Source organism: Vibrio sp. 10N.247.310.24, assembly GCF_041467175.1.
Lineage (GTDB): Bacteria > Pseudomonadota > Gammaproteobacteria > Enterobacterales > Vibrionaceae > Vibrio > Vibrio tasmaniensis_A.
Genome location: NZ_JBFSUD010000004.1, coordinates 78,327 through 96,550, shown reverse-complemented (window position 1 = coordinate 96,550; position 18,224 = coordinate 78,327). Strand labels below are relative to the sequence as shown.

At 44.1% G+C, this 18,224-nt stretch carries 15 protein-coding genes and 1 tRNA gene; 5 read left to right on the top strand and 11 right to left on the bottom strand.

Annotated elements, in window-relative coordinates; all coding sequences use genetic code 11:
* Positions 1–73: 73 nt before the first annotated feature.
* The 3 genes from AB6E08_RS02410 to AB6E08_RS02400 form a co-directional block, all read right to left on the bottom strand.
* Positions 74–4,945, bottom strand: coding sequence for a FimV/HubP family polar landmark protein (locus tag AB6E08_RS02410; RefSeq protein ID WP_372159621.1), 4,872 nt, complete (start codon positions 4,943–4,945; stop codon positions 74–76).
* A 209-nt stretch (positions 4,946–5,154) separates the two neighbouring features.
* Positions 5,155–6,168 (bottom strand): aspartate-semialdehyde dehydrogenase, encoded by a 1,014-nt coding sequence (locus AB6E08_RS02405; RefSeq protein WP_102249272.1) that lies wholly within the window; start codon positions 6,166–6,168, stop codon positions 5,155–5,157.
* A 12-nt stretch (positions 6,169–6,180) separates the two neighbouring features.
* A complete protein-coding gene (locus AB6E08_RS02400) occupies positions 6,181–7,314 on the bottom strand; it encodes a 4-phosphoerythronate dehydrogenase (protein ID WP_017104030.1) in 1,134 nt (377 codons plus the stop codon).
* 47 nt (positions 7,315–7,361) lie between these two features.
* On the opposite strand from AB6E08_RS02400, the gene AB6E08_RS02395 reads away from it, so the two are divergent.
* On the top strand, positions 7,362–7,703 hold the full coding sequence (locus AB6E08_RS02395) for a hypothetical protein (RefSeq protein WP_017104029.1): 342 nt from the start codon (positions 7,362–7,364) through the stop codon (positions 7,701–7,703).
* Positions 7,704–7,843: 140 nt separating this feature from the next.
* Here AB6E08_RS02395 and fabB read toward each other — a convergent pair whose 3' ends face one another.
* Entirely contained in the window at positions 7,844–9,055 is a 1,212-nt protein-coding gene (gene fabB / locus AB6E08_RS02390; protein ID WP_009848735.1) for a beta-ketoacyl-ACP synthase I, read from the bottom strand.
* A 56-nt stretch (positions 9,056–9,111) separates the two neighbouring features.
* On the opposite strand from fabB, the gene mnmC reads away from it, so the two are divergent.
* Positions 9,112–11,262 carry a bifunctional tRNA (5-methylaminomethyl-2-thiouridine)(34)-methyltransferase MnmD/FAD-dependent 5-carboxymethylaminomethyl-2-thiouridine(34) oxidoreductase MnmC gene (gene mnmC / locus AB6E08_RS02385; RefSeq protein WP_372066473.1) on the top strand — a complete coding sequence of 717 codons (2,151 nt, stop codon included), beginning with the start codon at positions 9,112–9,114 and terminating at the stop codon, positions 11,260–11,262.
* A 154-nt stretch (positions 11,263–11,416) separates the two neighbouring features.
* Here mnmC and AB6E08_RS02380 read toward each other — a convergent pair whose 3' ends face one another.
* From AB6E08_RS02380 to AB6E08_RS02370, 3 genes are all read right to left on the bottom strand, one after another.
* Positions 11,417–11,938: an NADPH-dependent FMN reductase gene (locus tag AB6E08_RS02380; protein ID WP_017104027.1), complete on the bottom strand. Its 522-nt coding sequence runs from the start codon at positions 11,936–11,938 to the stop codon at positions 11,417–11,419.
* A gap of 188 nt (positions 11,939–12,126) precedes the next feature.
* Positions 12,127–12,390 carry a YfcL family protein gene (locus AB6E08_RS02375; protein WP_009848738.1) on the bottom strand — a complete coding sequence of 88 codons (264 nt, stop codon included), beginning with the start codon at positions 12,388–12,390 and terminating at the stop codon, positions 12,127–12,129.
* Between the two features lie 9 nt (positions 12,391–12,399).
* The gene (locus AB6E08_RS02370; protein ID WP_012603480.1) at positions 12,400–12,930 is read right to left on the bottom strand and encodes an elongation factor P hydroxylase; all 531 of its coding nucleotides are present in this window, start codon (positions 12,928–12,930) and stop codon (positions 12,400–12,402) included.
* Between the two features lie 299 nt (positions 12,931–13,229).
* Between AB6E08_RS02370 and AB6E08_RS02365 the strand changes: the two genes are divergently transcribed.
* Positions 13,230–13,853, top strand: coding sequence for a trimeric intracellular cation channel family protein (locus AB6E08_RS02365; RefSeq protein WP_004734183.1), 624 nt, complete (start codon positions 13,230–13,232; stop codon positions 13,851–13,853).
* A gap of 93 nt (positions 13,854–13,946) precedes the next feature.
* On the opposite strand, the gene AB6E08_RS02360 is transcribed toward AB6E08_RS02365, so the two are convergent.
* The 3 genes from AB6E08_RS02360 to aroC all read right to left on the bottom strand — a co-directional run bounded on the left by AB6E08_RS02360 (position 13,947) and on the right by aroC (position 16,131).
* Positions 13,947–14,333: a hypothetical protein gene (locus tag AB6E08_RS02360; RefSeq protein ID WP_017101983.1), complete on the bottom strand. Its 387-nt coding sequence runs from the start codon at positions 14,331–14,333 to the stop codon at positions 13,947–13,949.
* Positions 14,330–14,932: a hypothetical protein gene (locus AB6E08_RS02355; protein ID WP_017104024.1), complete on the bottom strand. Its 603-nt coding sequence runs from the start codon at positions 14,930–14,932 to the stop codon at positions 14,330–14,332. Before AB6E08_RS02355 ends, AB6E08_RS02360 begins: the two co-directional genes overlap by 4 nt.
* Positions 14,933–15,045: 113 nt before the next feature.
* The gene (gene aroC / locus AB6E08_RS02350; RefSeq protein ID WP_004734182.1) at positions 15,046–16,131 is read right to left on the bottom strand and encodes a chorismate synthase; all 1,086 of its coding nucleotides are present in this window, start codon (positions 16,129–16,131) and stop codon (positions 15,046–15,048) included.
* A gap of 297 nt (positions 16,132–16,428) precedes the next feature.
* Between aroC and AB6E08_RS02345 the strand changes: the two genes are divergently transcribed.
* The gene (locus AB6E08_RS02345; RefSeq protein WP_371727029.1) at positions 16,429–16,932 is read left to right on the top strand and encodes a GNAT family N-acetyltransferase; all 504 of its coding nucleotides are present in this window, start codon (positions 16,429–16,431) and stop codon (positions 16,930–16,932) included.
* A gap of 113 nt (positions 16,933–17,045) precedes the next feature.
* On the opposite strand, the gene AB6E08_RS02340 is transcribed toward AB6E08_RS02345, so the two are convergent.
* A tRNA-Arg gene (locus AB6E08_RS02340) sits at positions 17,046–17,122 on the bottom strand.
* A 211-nt stretch (positions 17,123–17,333) separates the two neighbouring features.
* Between AB6E08_RS02340 and folD the strand changes: the two genes are divergently transcribed.
* The gene (gene folD / locus AB6E08_RS02335) at positions 17,334–18,191 is read left to right on the top strand and encodes a bifunctional methylenetetrahydrofolate dehydrogenase/methenyltetrahydrofolate cyclohydrolase FolD (RefSeq protein ID WP_004734180.1); all 858 of its coding nucleotides are present in this window, start codon (positions 17,334–17,336) and stop codon (positions 18,189–18,191) included.
* The last annotated feature ends 33 nt before the right edge of the window (positions 18,192–18,224 follow it).

Sequence of the window (18,224 nt, the reverse complement as noted above, 5' to 3'; positions counted from 1 at the left end):
AAATAAAATAGACGCTAACTGTATCGTCCTAAAATAAAGGGTAGCCAACGCTACCCTTTATAATTTTTTGAATTTATCGACCGTTTAACGTATCGATAAGATTCTTTGCCTCTCGACGAATATCATCACTGCCGTCAACGATAGCCTCTTCTAGAAGCTTAATTGCACCTTGTGAGTCACTCATCTCGATGTAGATTTTAGCCAAATCGAGCTTACCAGCGGCTTCTGCGTTGCTGTCGACATCGTAATTACCAATGTCACCGATAACGTCTGGGAATTCATTTAGGCCAACATCTAGCTTCAACTCTTCGTCATCTGGATTAATCGCGTCTTCACCTTCTTGCTCAACTTGAGCCATCAGCTCATCAATCGTCATGTATTGCTTATCACGACCTTTGTCTGACTCGGTTAGGTTGTCTTGTTGAGCCCAATTCTCTTGTTTGATTTTTGGTTCAGCTTGTTGATCTGCCGACGCCCAAATCTCCTGTTGATCATCAGGCACATCATTACGCGTGCTCGATTGCTGCTCAGGAGCTAGGTTGAAGCCTTTCCAGTCTTCGCCGCCAACTTCAAGCATAGCGTCAATATCGAGCCCTGCACTATCAATCGATGTAGCATCCAGTGGCTTGTCGAACATGCTGTCGACAGAGTCTTGAACATCTTCAGAAAGTAATTCAGCTAATGCTGTCTCATCAAAATCCTCAAAACCTTCTAACAAATCGTCTTGAACTGTTGTAGGCACTGAGCTTAACTCAGAAGGTACTGGGCTTAATTCTGACGGAGAATCGAGTGATTCATCAGGTTGTGTAAAACTAGCCAAATCAGACTCTTCTGCACCTGAGAAGCCTTCTGCGTCTGAGAAATCTTCTGTATCCGAGAAGTCATCACCATGACTAAAACTCTGCGGGTTTGAAAATAAATCATGCAGCGCATCTTGTTCTTCACCCTGTGGGCTGAAAGAAGTCAGTGGCGTTGGTTTCTCAGCAAACGCATCAGAGATAGCTTCATCTTCACCGTATTCAGGCAAATCAAACTCATCGAGCTCTACGCCTTGCTCTTCCGCTACAGGCTCAGCACTGCTTTGTTCGATGTCATCTAAGACTGAATCCGCTTTTGCGCTCTCTTCATCGTATTCAGGCAGGTCAAGGTCATCGAACTCAAACTTTTCGGACTCTGGAGCAAGATCTTGCTCTAACTGCGCTTCATCCGGTTCGCTAACCACTTCCGCCAACGCATCTTCTTCGCCAAACTCTGGAAGCTCTAAATCATCAAACGAGAACTCATCTTCGCCTTCTTGCCTTAGAATTTCTGCTTGTTTCGTTTCTTCAACTTGAGGAGCCGTTTCAGCTTGAGGATCTACTTCGGCTTGCAGCTCAGGTGTTGATTCTGATTCTGGGTCTAATTGAGCATCAACAACAGGGACGTCTGACTCCGTTGCTACTTCAGCGTCCGCTTCCGCCAACGCATCTTCTTCACCAAACTCTGGAAGCTCTAAATCATCAAACGAGAACTCATCTTCGCCTTCTTGTCCTAGAGGTTCAGCATCTAACTGAGGTTCAACAACCGGTGTTACTGGCTCTGGGGTTACTTCGGCGTCGGCTTCCGCCAACGCATCTTCTTCACCAAACTCTGGAAGATCAAAATCATCAATCGAGAACTCGTCTTCGCCTTCTTGATCTACCGCTTCAGCTTGTTCCGTTGCTTCTACTTGAGGTTCGGTTTCAACTTGCGGTTCATGCTCTAACTGAGGTTCAGTATCTATCTGAGGTTCAACAGCAGGAACCACAGGCTCTTCCGCTACTTCATCAACTTGTGCCAATGTTTCTTGTTGAGCCGTGTCATCTTCAATCAGCCAATCATCGTCTTCTGGCACACCGAATTCATTTGGAACGATCTCTGGCATATGTGCTGCACGAACTGGCTCTGGCTCTGGCTCTGGCTCTGGCTCTGGCTCTGGCTCTGGCTCTGGCAAGGATTCAACGACATCTTCAAACTGATCGCTACCTTGGATTTTCGGTTCAAAGTCAAAATCAGAGGCAACATTCGCAGGCGACTCTACATCGTCTATAGCTTCGGCTAACCAGTCTTCAACCGTCTCTTCATCATCTTCAGAGATATCATTTAAAGACGATGGCGATACTTGCTCTTCATAACTAGCAGCGATGTCTTCACGCTGTTCTTGGGCGTCGGCTTCTTTCGGCTCTGGTTCAACCGTATTTTCACTTAATGACTCAACAAGCTCTTCTGTCGCTGGCAATAAATCATTGTCATCAGAAGTCATTAACTCATCAATCAATGCTTCGTCTGTTGTTTCTAGCGAGTCATCAAGTAACGCATCTGTTGCCGGCGCGACACCGAACAAATCATCGATAAAGTCATCACGATTAAAGGCTTCATCATTTTCTGGCTTAACGTCAGCACTGTCTTGAATCATTTCCGAATCTAACGATCCATCACTAACGACTTCAGCTTGTGGTGTTGCATTAATGTCCGATGCTTGCTCAGACTCAACTTCAGGTGTTTCTGAGGTTAACGGAGTAAGCTCGACGTCTGAATCCTTTTCGGACTCATCGCTGCCGTTGTCAAAACCAAAGGCTTCGTCTAACTCTTTATCAAACGCCTTCCCTTCAGGTTCAAGCTCGTCTTCAATGCCACTTGTCAGTAGATCATCAAATGGATCTAAAGATTCTGAATCTTGTTCATCGGTTTCACCGACTGATAGATCATTACCTAGCAGTTCATCTAACGTCTCGTCACCTTCGACGGTAACTTGAGCATCATTGGCATCATCGTCTAGAAAATCATCTAGTAGGTCTGTGCTCTCGGCATCGAGTTCAAAGTCATCATCAGAATCATCAATCAACTCATCCAAGGTTTCAGTACTGTCTTCCGAAATATCTAGCTCATCATCGGTCGACAAGCCTGAGAGTTCTTCGAGTTCAGATAATGAGTCAAAACCTAGAGGATCACTCTCAGAATCATCATCCGATTCATCTTCCAACATATCATCTAGGAGATCTGTTGAATTACTGAGATCAACATCATCCCCTGTCAATTGCTCATCGAGCAGGTCGACACTGCCTTGAGTTTCTTCACTTTCGGTTGGCAGATCAAACTGAGAAAGGATGTTATCGATATCATCATCAGACGCCAAAGCGCTGTTTAGATTCTCAGCAACCTCGTCATCATTATCGAGATTCACAGGCTCATTGACTTGATCGTTCTGAGCCGCAACCTGAGCGAAGATGTCATCAATATCATCTTCTACACTAGGAGCCGAGGGTTGTGACGTCTGCTGCTCTGAGATCAACGAATCAATATCAAATTCATCGTTGCTCACGCCCGAAGGTGCAGTATCGCTCTGTTGTTCAGAGATAAGCGCATCAATGTCAAAATCATCGGTTGCTGATGTATCGGTATTAGAAATCGAATCACTTTGCTCTTCTGAGATTAAAGCATCAATATCGAAGCTATCATCATCTTCATCATCAAGCGCAAATAGATCATCTAATAGAGATTGGTCTAGTTCGTTAGAGCCTAGATCTTCAGTCTCAGAATCCTGTGATAGTAGCGATTCAATATCTTCATTCGACATTGAGTTATCATCTGAAAGATCAAAGTCGGCCTCATCAGAACCGAGTTCGCTTTCTGATGTTTTATCAAGTGCGCGCTCCATCTCTTCAAGACCAAGCGCCTTGTCATCGCCATTGACACTAATGCCGTTGCTGCTGTCTAACTCCAGATCATCGAAGTTAGTGTCTAAGTCACCATTTTCGCCAATACTCGCAAATGGGTCGTCATCGTCATCATCGAGATTAAAATCGAGATCAGAATCATCTAAACCTGCAAATACATCTTCTTCAGGCGATGCTTGGTCATCAAATAACTTATCAGCATCATCTTCATTGCCAAATTGTTCATCGTCTAAAGACAATTCATTATCAAAGTCGTCCATCTCGTCGCCTAAAGCGATAGGCGCGACGCTACTTGCATCTGATTGAATTGGTTGGTCTTGTGTCGGCTGCTGCTCATCATTTTTAGAACGGCGCCCTAATAGGATCACTATGATAAGACCAAGTAGCAGGCCAGGAATAACCGCAAGAGCAGTAACTAACCAACCATTTGATAACAATTGATCCATGGCACTTGGAGCCATTTTTGCAATCTCAGCGTTCTTTCTACGCTCTTCATCAAGCAGCTTTTCCACTTCGCTACGAATGCGGTCTTCATCACTAAGTTCTGTTTTTAGCTCATCTACTTCCAATTGAACATTCGACAACATCAGGCGAAGTTGATGGTTTTTCTCTTCAAGTGACAATAGCTCAGTTTCTGAAAGCTCTAGCTGTTTCTCTAACTTATTCACCTCTCGGGTTGGAGCTGATTGAGCTGGAGATGATTGAGTTGGAGACAATGGCTTTTTAGCGGCTTCAGCTGTGCTTACTTGCTTTGCAGGAACAACATTTTTTGCATCAGAACTCGACGCTTTTGGTTTTGAAGCGACAGGCTTACTTGCAGGAGCATCGAGCTTAGCAAGGTGCGCATTCATGATGTTAACGGCTTGCTGTGTAGAACTTGCACCTGCTTGCTCTAAAGAAGGCACTCGTAAATTACTGGCAGGCAGCAAGCTGTGGATATTCTGGTTTTCAAACGCTTGTGGATTTAGACGATAAATAGCCAACAAGGTTTGCTGAACTGAAACGGAATTATCAGGGCGTAACTTTGAGGCAATTGACCACAATGTTTCCGACCCCAAAGTTGGGCCGTAAAAACGAGAAGGCCCAGCACGATTCAATTGTGCTCTTTGAAGAGGTTCGGAAAACGTAGGCGCTGATTGTATCTGGCCATTAGGCCCTACAACTCGAATGGAATCTGCACGAACAACGGAAATCTGAGTCGCCATGAGAATGGCAAAAGGCATTAACCACGGCTTGAAAAATTGAAACATAAAAGGCTCAGCTAGGTGCTTAAATTCGAATAAATTGATGAACTGTTAAATATATCGGATAAACGACGTAAAGCTATAGAGATGAAAACAAAAAATGTGTTGCAGCGACAATATTCGCAGCAATTTCACACAATTTGACTAACAATATTTTCAATCGATTAAAAAAGCCCCACTAAAAGAGTGAGGCTTGTTTATCAAAGCAGTGAAGCTTAGAAGTAATCGCGAATCAGAACTTCAGCGATTTGAACTGCGTTTGTTGCTGCGCCTTTACGAACGTTATCAGCGACAACCCACATGTTCACACCGCTGTGATGGCTGATGTCGTTACGAATACGACCAACCATTACGTGGTCTTTACCACCAGCATCACGAACCTGTGTTGGGAAGTCTAGAGCTTGGAAAACTTCTACGCCTTCCGTGTTCTCTAGAAGCTGAACCACTTGCTCAGCACCGATTGGCGCGCGAGTTTCAATGTGTAGAGATTCAGCGTGACCATAGAACACAGGAACACGAACACAAGTCGGGTTAACCGTGATTGATGAATCAGCAAAGATCTTTTGAGTTTCCCAAACCATCTTCATTTCTTCACGTGTGTAGCCGTTCTCTGTAAATTCATCGATTTGAGGAATACAGTTGAACGCGATCTGCTGTGAGAACGCTGACTTGTCAGCTGGCATACCGTTAAGAAGCTTAGCCGTTTGACCTGCTAGCTCATCGATACCCGGCTTACCTGCACCAGACACAGATTGGTAAGTTGAAACGTTAATACGCTCAAGGCCCACTTCATCGTGAATCGGTTTAAGTGCTACTACCATCTGAATAGTAGAACAGTTCGGGTTCGCAATGATGTTGCGGTTACGGAACTCAGCAATCGCTTCAGGGTTCACTTCAGGCACAACCAGAGGAACATCGTATTCGTAACGGAAACGTGAGGTGTTATCGATAACAACCACACCTTCGTCAGCGGCGATTGGAGCCCAACGTTCTGAAAGCTCGCTACCTGCAGAGAAAAACGCAATATGTACTTGAGACCAGTCGAAGTCTTCTACATTTTGTACTTGTATTGTTTTGCCGTTAAAACGGGAAGTTTTGCCTTCACTACGTTCACTTGCTAGTAAGTGCATTTCACCGACAGGGAATTTACGCTCTTTAAGTACTTCAAGAATGGTTTCACCAACCGCACCAGTCGCACCTAAAATAGCAATATTAAATTCTTGGCTCATTGTTTCTCTCTTTTATAAAGTTGGCTTTACCATAAAACCGAGTTTAGATAACGGCGTTAAATTACAAGATTCGTCGCCCGTTAACTCGACTGCACTGTACTCTCTGCGGTCCCAATATTCTTTACGCATCTTGTCAAAAGAACCCGGCGTAGAGATATTGCGACGGAATAAGGCGTCGTCTTTGCGCACATCATAGATCAACTGAGTCAAATTGTGCAGTGTTGCTTCATCCCAAGCTCTATCTAATTTCATTTGAGGCACTGGCGCTGTCGGTAATAAGTCACTTGCATAAGCACGCTGTTCAGTACCTAAAAACTCACAATAACTGTTGAAGATCATCGTGGTACCACGCGCTTTACCCTCTAAACCGTAGCCCGCTACGTGAGGTGTTGCAAAAGCGAGCAACGGAAGAAGTTCAAAGTCGACTTCAGGTTCAAACTCAAACACATCAAGAACGGCAGTGAAACCATCGGCTTTTTGCAAGCGAGCTTTTAACGCTTGGTTATCAACAACTGGGCCACGAGCCGCATTAATCAGAATTTGGTCAGCACGTAAATTGTTCAGTACTTGCTCATTGATCAAATGATGCGTTGGGAACTCACCCGTCTTAGTGATTGGCGTATGCAATGTAATAACGTCTGACTGCTCAAGCAGAGTATCTAGCTCAGTAAATTCGCGAGTATCACCCTCTTGCTGTTTTAGAGGATCGTTCAGCAGAACTTTAATACCAATACCTTCAAGGCACTTTGCTAAATAGCTACCCACTTGGCCACAGCCGATAATACCGACCGTTTTTTCGAATACAGAGAAACCTTGCTGCTGAGCCAACACCATCATCGCGCTGAACGCGTACTCAGCCACACCCACCTTGTTACAGCCTGGGGCTGCGGTGAAGAAAATGCCACGCTCTTTCATCAATTCTTGGTCAACGTGATCCATACCAGCTGTTGCGGTTCCAACAAACTTAAGCTTGTTCGCTTTGCTGATCAGCGCTTCATTGACCTTGGTCACCGAACGAATCATCAGGGCATCTACGTCAACAAGATCGTCAGCGGTTAGCGTTCGACCGGACTTCATTGTCACTTCACCTAGCTGGCTAAAAAGCGCTTCAGCATAAGGCATATTTTCATCGATTAAGATTTTCATTTGGCGAGTACTTTTGTTGGGGTCTATCGACCTAAATGTGAATTGAAATGATTGTGCAAAATTCCACACACGGTGTCGAGTCGCAATTGGAATACATTATAAATAAAGGGCTGAATCGCCTAGTCTGCACAAACAAGAACAGAAATAAGAACCAAGACCTAAAATCAAAAAGCAAAAGTCAGAAGACTAAAACGAAAAATGCCCGATTGAATAAACAATCGGGCAAACATCCAGAACAAAAGGATCCTATCTCGCTCTCCAGGAGACAGAGTCTTGCGTCTGTTCAACCAGTACTAACCAAAGCCAGTACTGATCAAGCTCTGGAAACCTTTCAACTTCTAAATCTTGATTTAAAAAGCTATTTTCTAAAGCGAAGCTTACAAAGCTAGGGTTAAAAAACACGCTTAAAACCATATTTATAAAAGCTATGTTCTGATGGTCATGATTACTGGGTGACCTGTGCGTGTTGAATCAGCACTCACATCACCCACTAACGATTAACCTTTTATTAATTTAACCTTAGCTTCAATTAGCCTTGGTATTTTTTGATTACTAGCGTTGCGTTCGTACCGCCGAAACCAAAGCTGTTAGACATAACCGTTGTTAGCTCTTGTTCACGAGCTTCGGTTACGATGTCTAGGCCTTCGCCCGCTTCGTCTAGGTTTGCAACGTTAATGCTTGGTGCGATGAAGCCGTTATCAAGCATTAGCGTTGAGTAAATTGCTTCGTGTACACCAGCCGCACCTAGAGCGTGACCTGTCATCGCTTTAGTTGCTGAGATTGCTGGGCTATTGCCGCCAAAGACTTCTTGGATTGCACCAAGTTCTTTAACGTCACCAACAGGAGTTGAAGTACCGTGAGTGTTCACGTAGTCAACGCCATCAACGTTTTGCATTGCCATCTTCATACAACGAACCGCGCCTTCGCCAGAAGGAGCAACCATGTCGTAGCCATCTGAAGTCGCGCCGTAACCCACGATCTCGCCGTAGATTTTTGCGCCACGAGCAACAGCGTGCTCAAGTTCTTCGATAACTAGCATGCCGCCGCCACCAGAGATAACGAAACCGTCACGGTCAGCATCGTAAGTACGAGAAGCCAATTCTGGCGTGTCGTTGTACTTAGTAGAAAGTGCGCCCATTGCGTCGAACATCATAGTCAGAGACCAATCCAGTTCTTCACCGCCACCAGCGAATACTACGTCTTGCTTACCAAGTTGGATAAGCTCCATTGCGTGACCGATACAGTGTGCAGATGTTGCACATGCAGAACTCATAGAGTAGTTCACACCACGGATTTTGAAAGGTGTTGCTAGACAAGCAGAAACCGTAGAAGCCATTGTACGTGGAACCATGTATGGGCCAACGCGCTTCACGCCTTTTTCACGGATGATGTCTACTGCGTTTACTTGGTTTAGAGATGAAGCACCACCTGAACCCGCTACGATACCCGTGCGGTCATTAGATACTTGATCTTCAGTTAAACCAGAGTCAGCAATTGCTTGCTCCATTGAAAGATAAGCGAATGCCGCTGCATCACCCATAAAGCGCATTTTTTTGCGATCGATATGGTCAGCAGGGTTCATTTTTAGGTTACCCCATACTTGAGAGCGCAAGCCATTTTCCTTGAACTGCTCTGAAGCGGTAATACCTGATTTACCCTCTTTCAGTGATGCTAAAACTTCTTCGACGTTGTTACCGATACTTGAAACAATACCCATACCGGTGATTACGACTCGTTTCATGTGACATTCCTATAATTCTAAATTCAGCTAGATGATAACTAAGAAGCCTAACAAAAGTGGTCAGCTTTCCTAGAAATTCGTACAATCCCTACCAACATATCGCTTCAAATCACAAAATGATAGATTTTATGACTTCAATTACTAATGCAGAGCTGGAATGGAATGAGTCTGGCACGCCAGTTTCAGACCAATTTGACGACGTTTACTTCTCTAATGTTAACGGTTTAGAAGAAACTCGCTACGTCTTTTTAAAACAAAACCACCTTCCAGAGCGTTGGGTTGAACATCAACAACGCCGTTTTGTGATTGCTGAAACCGGTTTTGGTACAGGTTTAAACTTTCTCGCAGTCTGGCAATGGTTCGATGCTTTTCTTAAAGATAACCCACAAGCTATGACCAAAGAGTTACATTTCATCAGTTTTGAAAAATATCCTTTAAATAAAGATGATCTAATCAAAGCGCACCAATCGTGGCCAGAATTAGCGGAGTATGCGACACAACTCCAAGAACACTACCCGATTGCCCTGCCCGAATGTCACCGCATTGTGTTAGGCGATGGTGCTATCACGCTTGATTTGTGGTTTGGTGATATTAAGGATTGTATGCCAAACGTGCCGACCCCTCGCAAAGGTTTAGTCGATGCGTGGTTCTTAGATGGCTTTGCTCCAAGCAAAAACCCTGAAATGTGGAATCAAAACCTATTCAACGGAATGGCCAAACTGGCAAAACAAGATTGCAGCTGTGCAACGTTTACCGCTGCCGGTTTTGTTCGCCGCGGTTTAATCGAAGCTGGCTTTGCGATGAAAAAAGTTAAAGGCTTTGGTACTAAGCGGGAAATGATTGCCGGACGACTTGGTGAGAAGCACGCTCACACCAACATTAAACCTTGGTATGGCCTTTCAGAGCACAGTGAATCACAAGACATTGCGATCATTGGTGGTGGTGTCGCCAGTGCTGCATTAGCCAAAACGCTAAGCCGACGTGGTAAAAACATCACCCTTTATTGTGAACATCAACAAGCTGCGGGCAACGCCTCTGGCAACAATCAAGGTGCCATTTATCCGCTACTCAGCGAAGCGACATCGAACGTGTCTCGCGTGTTTGGTCCAGGGTTACTGTTTGCTCGCCAATTTATGAATCAAGCGGCTCAGTCTGTCCAATTTGATTACAGCTGGTGTGGCGTGAACATTTTGATGTGGGATGAAGGCTCCACTAAAAAGCTCAATCGCATGTTAGAAGGCAATTTCCACACAGATCTGATTCAGCGTTTAACGCCAGAGCAAGCCAACGAAAAGATTGGCTTACCAGTCGATAAAGAGAGTGTCTACTTTCCACTGGGAGGTTGGTTAAGCCCTTTCCAATTGACTCAAGGTTTGATTGGCAGGTTAGAAGAGACCAACCAAGTGAGCGCGCACTATCAACATCAAGTAACGCAACTTGAATGGTTAGAAACAGAACAGCAATGGTTGCTGACACTTGAGACACCTCAAGGTGAGATTCAAACCAAGCACGACCAAGTAGTTGTCGCGAACGGACACAAATTCACTCAGTTTGAACAAACTCGCCCCGTACCTCTGACGCCAGTTAAAGGGCAAGTGAGCCATATCCCGAGCACAGAAAATCTCAGCCAGTTAAAAACGGTATTGTGTTTTGATGGTTACTTAACGCCACAAAATCCAAATAATGGTCACCACTGTATTGGAGCGAATTACGATAAAACCAATATCGACCAAGAATTTGATATTGAGGTTCAACAACATAATGGTGAGCGCCTACATGGGTCGCTACCAGATCAAGCATGGACAAAAGATGTCGACACCAGTGACAATTTAGCGCGCCAAGGTATCCGCAGCGTAAGCCGTGACCACCTTCCGTTTGTCGGAAACGTTGGCGATTTTGAATCAATCAAAGAACAGTACCAAGACCTGCATAACTTCAACCCGCAACGTCACTCTGTTGATGATATTCAAACGGTAGCAAGCTTCCCTAACCTATACTGCTTTATCGGGCTAGGCTCACGTGGCTTGAGCTCTGCGCCATTATTAGCTGAAGTGTTAGCATCGCAAATTTGTGGCGATCCGCTTCCCTTACCTGTCGATGTGCTTGAGGCGATTCACCCAAGCAGAATGTGGGTGCGCAGACTGCGTAAAGGCAAAGCATTAACGGCTGGATGGGTTGCAGACAAGCACTCTAAATCAAATTCATAGTTTCTAGTTCAGCTATTCTGAACATCTGAAGTTTCTGAATATCAGAAATATCTAAAACTAAAGGCTAAAAGCTAGAAAGCCCGATCGACATTATGTCACTCGGGCTTTTTGTTGTTCGTGTTGACCTAAACTGATGTTCTAAACGGAGCAGTATTTACAGCTTAGCAACCGCGTCTTTAATCTGTTGGGCGATCTCTTCGTTGCTGATAGCACCGGACTCAAAATCAAAGTTATCGTAGAAGCTAGGCACTGAAAGCGATGCTTTAACGTTACCACCAAAGTACGGAGCCGAACCCGTTGCTGCGCCAAGTACTGTTTGTGCGCCACCAGGGCCTGGTGATGTCGCTAAGTAAACCGCAGGTTTCTCGCCAAATACTGAACGCTCAATGCGTGTCGCCCAGTCAAATAGGTTTTTGTACGCCGCTGGGTAGTGGCCGTTGTGCTCAGAGAAAGAGATAACAAATGCGTCAGCTTCTGCTAGGTCACGTAAGAATGCTTGAGCACCTTCCGCTTGACCAATCTCTTTTTCAGTGTCTTCACTGAACATAGGAACGTTGTAATCGTTGATGTTTAGAACTTTGACTTCAGCACCTTCAATCAAGTTAGCTGCGTAAGTTGCTAGAGTTTTGTTGATAGAGGTAGAGCTGGTGCTTGCGCCGAATGCGATAACTTTCATGATGTGACCTTTTCTGCGATTCCGTTAAGTGGGATTAGAATAACGTAGTCAGAAAATGGAACCATCACAAGGATTGAACGGACTCATTCAAAAAATTCGAATGAGTCTCAAATTATTGGTTCGCTCAAAAATGAGGAGGGAGAATTGTGAGCGAATAGCGCTAGACGAATAATGCTAAACGACTAAAATTAAGCTTGGTTTTGCAGCTCAACCCAAAGGTCATTAACGATCGTACGATCGGCTGGCGTCAATTCAGAACGTGCGTCTTCTAGGCTCTTCTCAATACGCAATTTAACTTCTGCTACGTCTTCAATGCCGTCTTCTTCACATGAAGCTACTGAAAGAGAAATATGACCACGTAAGTAACCACCAGCAAACAGTTCATCATCTGATGCGTTTTCAATGCGAGCATCAATTAATTCAAGTAGTTTTTCTTCAAATTCGATAATCATAATATTCTCTTATTTCACAATAAATTGGCTAGTACATAAAGGCGCAACATCATAGAAGCTGCGTAATGCTTCAGAGAGCATTTTCACGCGAGGCGGCAGACCAGCTTCAAAGATACCCATGACTTCGCTGTGTACTTTATTCATAAAGGCCAAACGATCTGGCTCAAAATCGCCGTGTAGATTGTCACAGCTAACATTAAAAGGAAAGCCTGCGCTGGTCGCAATGATCCACTCATACGCTTGTGGGCGAATTTCCACTTTTTCAAACTCAGCTTGAACCGACTCAGTTCGGCCATCAGGCTCATACCAGTAACCAAAATCTTCCAATAAGCGACGCTCAGGACCAGCCACACACCAGTGCGCTATCTCGTGAAGTGCTGAAGCATAAAAGCCGCGAGCAAATACGATACGGTGATGAGGAATCTCCTCATCGGCTGGCAGGTAAATAGGCTCGTCCGCTCCCAGTTCTAGCTTAGTATTGAAGCTCTCGAAAAAGGTTTGATTGAAAATGTCGATGATGTCTGGGTATTGGTGTGTCATAAGATCAAATTTAAGTAAAAAGAACTGGGGCATTTTGCGTTTTTTTAAGCGCTCGGTAAAGCCCTATCACTGGCAATGACATTAGGTTCATCATAATACTTTACGATGACAATCGATTGCTGATCCCAGATTACACCACTTTGAGGTGAATGATTAGTTTAGCTAATCTGAAATGCCAATTCACGGTACAAATATTCATTCGTCAATCAGCGTTTTTACTACTACACTCGCGCTTCATTTTTATATCCCTATGGCCTATAAGACACCAATTTATAGACCTAAATTATAGAGCTACAGCAATGCTACTAAGTGTTTTGTATATCATTGGCATCACGGCAGAAGCCATGACCGGTGCTCTCAGTGCTGGCAAACAAAAAATGGATTGGTTTGGTGTAATGCTGGTTGCGAGTGCAACGGCAATTGGCGGAGGTACAGTAAGAGATATTTTGCTCGGCCATTACCCTTTAGGCTGGGTTGAAAACCCCCAGTATCTGGCGATCACTTGTATTGCTGGTGTTATCACAACGGGATTAGCCAAATGGGTAATCAAGCTAAAAGGCTTGTTCATTCGTTTGGATGCGTTGGGGCTTATCGTATTTAGTATCATTGGTACTAAAGTAGCGATGACCATGGGTCTGCACCCAATGATTTGTATGGTGTCTGCATTAGTGACTGGCGTGTTTGGCGGCCTACTGCGCGATCTTATCTGTCGTCAAACGCCACTAGTCTTGCATGAAGAGTTGTATGCATCTGTCGCCCTTGTCGCTTCAGGCTTGTACTTAGGTCTTCTTGAATTAGGCATAAACGATGTGACCGCGACGATCGTGACATTGGTTGTAGGTTATTTACTGCGCATGGCAGCAGTGAGATTCAAATGGCGCTTGCCTTCGTTCCAATTAGACCCAGAAAGTTCGGTACACTAATTCGAAATCTGCGCTCCTAAAACGGATAGGAGCGCAAATGAGAGGAGAGGCATTTTACTTTTTTAAACTATGTAACTCTTTCGCATCACACCACTATTCAACGCAAATGACGTCAAAGTTCGCGATATAAATATCTTCACGCATATAATTTAACGTTTCGACAAAATAGATACTTGCACGTTTACTAATACTAGAGCGAAGAGAGTTAAACACCTTTGGTTGTGAATTAAACTCGGCTTTAAAGTCATATTCTTGGCTGGAATTATTCGCACAAAATTCTAGTTCATGCGTACCCAAGCTACCTTCGATTCCCGAAAGCTCACCCAAAAAACATTCACTTTCAACCGTTGGTTTTAACCCTTTGATGTTAAACTCTAGCGTTGCTGGTTGTTGGCACTGAAACTTTACTTCCTGTTCGCTCTCTACTGTTGTACACCCAATAAGAAAAAAAATGGGTAATACTAAAGCTAATCGTTTCATTGTGTAGCAACCCCATATTGAACAAGCTCTTCTCGGCTCATATAGTGCATACCTTCCGGTTTTGCTGCTTCCAATGTGTACCAATAGAAACTTGTATCAATATTTAACGCTTCGTAATAATCCAAATAACGTTCATGTTCAAAATGATCTTTAGTTAATAGTGAGCCGTTAGTGCCATCACTTGAACTCCATGAATGAACTCCGAGCTTAGCACCTGGTTCAACGGTTCTTTGCACGCCAGCCAAAAACAAGTCAGTACCACCAGAAGCGATATGCCCTGATGAACCGATATAGCTATTCATACCCGCTTCTCGAACCATTAATCCCAACTCAGTATTTGCTTCATCATCCGCAGAGCCATTGATATTCTTAAACTCTAGCATGGTCACCTGCGGAGCCTGATTTAGCATTTCTTCAAAAGCATCAGGAGATCCGCTACATACCACACCAGAAAGAATGGCAGTATCACCTTTGACATAAAATGTAAGTGATCTTTCACCTTCTAATGATGAATCACACTTTGAGTAGTAAACACTGTCATAATCTACAGAAGCACAACCATTAAGAAACAGCGTTGCTAAGAGAAGTTTTTTAAGCATAAATAATCACTCCAACCAGTAAGGACATTAAAAGTAGATTCTGTACTTTTAAAAAACTATCATAATAAAATTAGCTCTTACGTAACTGATTGTAATTGATTGTAATTCACCGTTTAAATCTTGGGAGTTTCAGTTGTCACACCAAAGTTTTGACCACGGTGACGTAGTAAGTGATCAAGCAACACGATAGCCAGCATCGCTTCAGCAATAGGCACTGCACGGATACCAACACATGGATCGTGACGGCCTTTAGTGATTAGCTGCGTTGCTTCACCGTCTTTGGTGATAGTGTCACCAGGAACGGTAATGCTTGATGTGGGTTTAAGCGCAATGCTTGCCACAATATCTTGACCAGTAGAAATACCGCCTAAGATACCGCCAGCATGGTTGCTGCTGAAGCCTTCTGGAGTTAATGGATCACGATGTTCACTACCGCGTTGATTAACGACATCGAAGCCATCACCAATCTCAACACCTTTCACAGCATTGATGCTCATTAGAGCATGCGCGATATCTGCATCTAGACGATCAAAGATTGGCTCACCAAGGCCTACAGGCACTTTAGTCGCAACTACTTGAATCTTCGCACCGATCGAGTTGCCTTCTTTTAGCAAATCACGAATCAGTTGGTCAAATTCAGGTACTTTGTCGGCATCAGGACAGAAGAAAGCGTTGTTTTCGATCTCGTTCCAATCCACTTTATCAATTGAGATATCACCCATTTGAGAAAGATAAGCTTGGATTTCAACACCAAATTCTTGCTTAAGGTATTTCTTCGCAATCGCACCTGCCGCAACACGCATTGCAGTTTCACGAGCAGAAGAGCGACCGCCACCTCGGTAATCACGCACACCGTACTTTTGATGGTAGGTATAATCAGCGTGGCCAGGGCGGAACTTGTCTTTAATTTCGGAATAGTCTTTAGAGCGTTGGTCTGTATTTTCAATCAATAGACCAATAGAAGTACCCGTAGTTTGGCCTTCAAATACACCTGATAAGATTTTCACTTCATCCGCTTCACGGCGAGCCGTTGTATAACGAGAAGTACCTGGGCGACGACGATCCAAATCTCTTTGAAGGTCTGCTTCGGTAATTTCTAATCCTGGTGGGCATCCATCTACGATACATCCTAGTGCGATACCGTGACTTTCTCCGAACGTAGTCACGCGGAAATGTTGTCCGATACTGTTTCCTGCCATTACTTCCTCTAAATCAGCCATTGAGCAGAAGGTTTGATTCCTAAACCTACGGGCTAACAGCTTTACTTGTCTATTCTTCGTGAATTCATATTGGCTTTATTACCAAATGATGTAAACCCCAAAAAACCAACAATTTTAACTTTCTATTACATGAGCCGAATGAAATGAATAACGAGGGGAAATGAGTGGTGCTTTAAAGTGGTGATTTTGAATAGTTTCATGGCCAGTTAACAAAGGTTAATGAACTCGGTTTGAATACTATCTATGTTGTAGCCCAAAATAATAAGGAGAAAAGTGATGATCGAGTGGAGAGTTAAAAAATTTTCGGAGCTGTCTGTTCAAGAGCTCTATGATTTCTTACAGCAAAGAGTCGATATTTTTATCGTCGATATGAACACACCCTATAGTGATCTAGACGGCAAAGATAGCCATCCAGAAACCTATCACGTCATGGGTTATGAGAACGGGCAACTAGTAGCTTACAGTCGAATTATGGCTCAGAAGCTTGGATACCCCGTAGATGTTCTCCCTTTGCTCGATTCTGATGCAGATGATGTTTGTATCGGGCGAGTGATCGTAGCAAAGGATTATCGAGGTAAACAGATTGGTAATCAGCTGATGCAAGTAAGCTTTGATGCAACCCGCGAGGCGTACCCTGACTGTTCAATTTTTATTTCGGCACAAGCACATCTCAAAGACTACTATGGTAAATTCGGATTCAACGTTGTCACCGACAGTTATTTGGAAGATGGGTGCAGTATGTTAGGTCTTAGATATACCCCACAGCTAGTGGCCGTTTAGCAAAAGACAAAAGACAGAGGCATCGAAATACAAAAAATGGTTTTGATAGATTAAGTCGTTCTGAAATGCAAAAAACCCGACAACTCAGAGAGCTATCGGGTTTCTTTAAATAGTGGTACGCCCTGAAGGATTCGAACCTTCGACCACCTCCTTAGAAGGGAGGTGCTCTATCCAGCTGAGCTAAGGGCGCGCTACAGGGAAGGATTATACGAATTCGAATCAGTAAAGCAACGGCTTTATGTAACATTCTGATCCAAGTGAGTAAAAAAAGTGCAATAGGATTATAAGTGTTGGAAAATAGAACAAAGCAAACGTTTGCTTGATGGTAATCAAAAAGATTTTCTGGAATAATGCGCCAAAAACATCAGCCACTAACTTGAATATCAATACTAAGGAAATTCATGACTGCTCAAAATATTGATGGAAAGCTAATTTCTCAAACGGTTCGCTCTGAAGTTGCGGCACGTGTAAAAGCTCGTACTCAAGCTGGATTACGTGCCCCGGGCCTAGCGGTTGTTTTAGTGGGTGAAGACCCGGCATCTCAGGTTTACGTTGGCAGTAAACGCAAAGCGTGTGAAGAAGTTGGTTTCGTCTCGAAATCTTTTGATTTACCAGCAACTGCCACCGAACATGAATTGCTAACGCTAGTCGATCAACTCAACGAAGACCCAGAGATTGATGGCATTCTAGTTCAACTGCCTTTGCCTGCTGGTATCGATACTACTCACGTTCTTGAGCGTATCACACCTGAAAAAGACGTTGATGGCTTCCACCCATACAACGTAGGCCGTTTGGCTCAGCGTATGCCTAAGCTACGCTCTTGTACGCCTAAAGGCATCATCACGCTGCTTGACCGTTACAACATCGATTTACGCGGCAAACACGCGGTTGTTGTAGGCGCATCAAACATTGTTGGTCGCCCAATGACTCTAGAACTGCTTCTAGCAGGTTGTACGACAACAACATGCCACCGCTTCACCAAAGACCTTGAAGGTCACGTACGTCAAGCAGACGTTGTTGTGGTTGCCGTTGGTAAGCCTAACTTCATTCCTGGTGCTTGGATTAAGAAAGGTGCTGTTGTGGTCGATGTTGGTATCAACCGTTTGGAATCTGGCAAGCTCGTTGGCGACGTTGAATACGATGTGGCTAAAGAGAGCGCAAGCTTCATCACGCCAGTACCGGGTGGTGTAGGTCCAATGACAGTGGCGAGCCTAATCGAGAATACAATGATCGCTTGTGAGCAATTTCACTCGAAATAGTCGGCAATGAGAGCTTAGGTAGTAATACCGGGG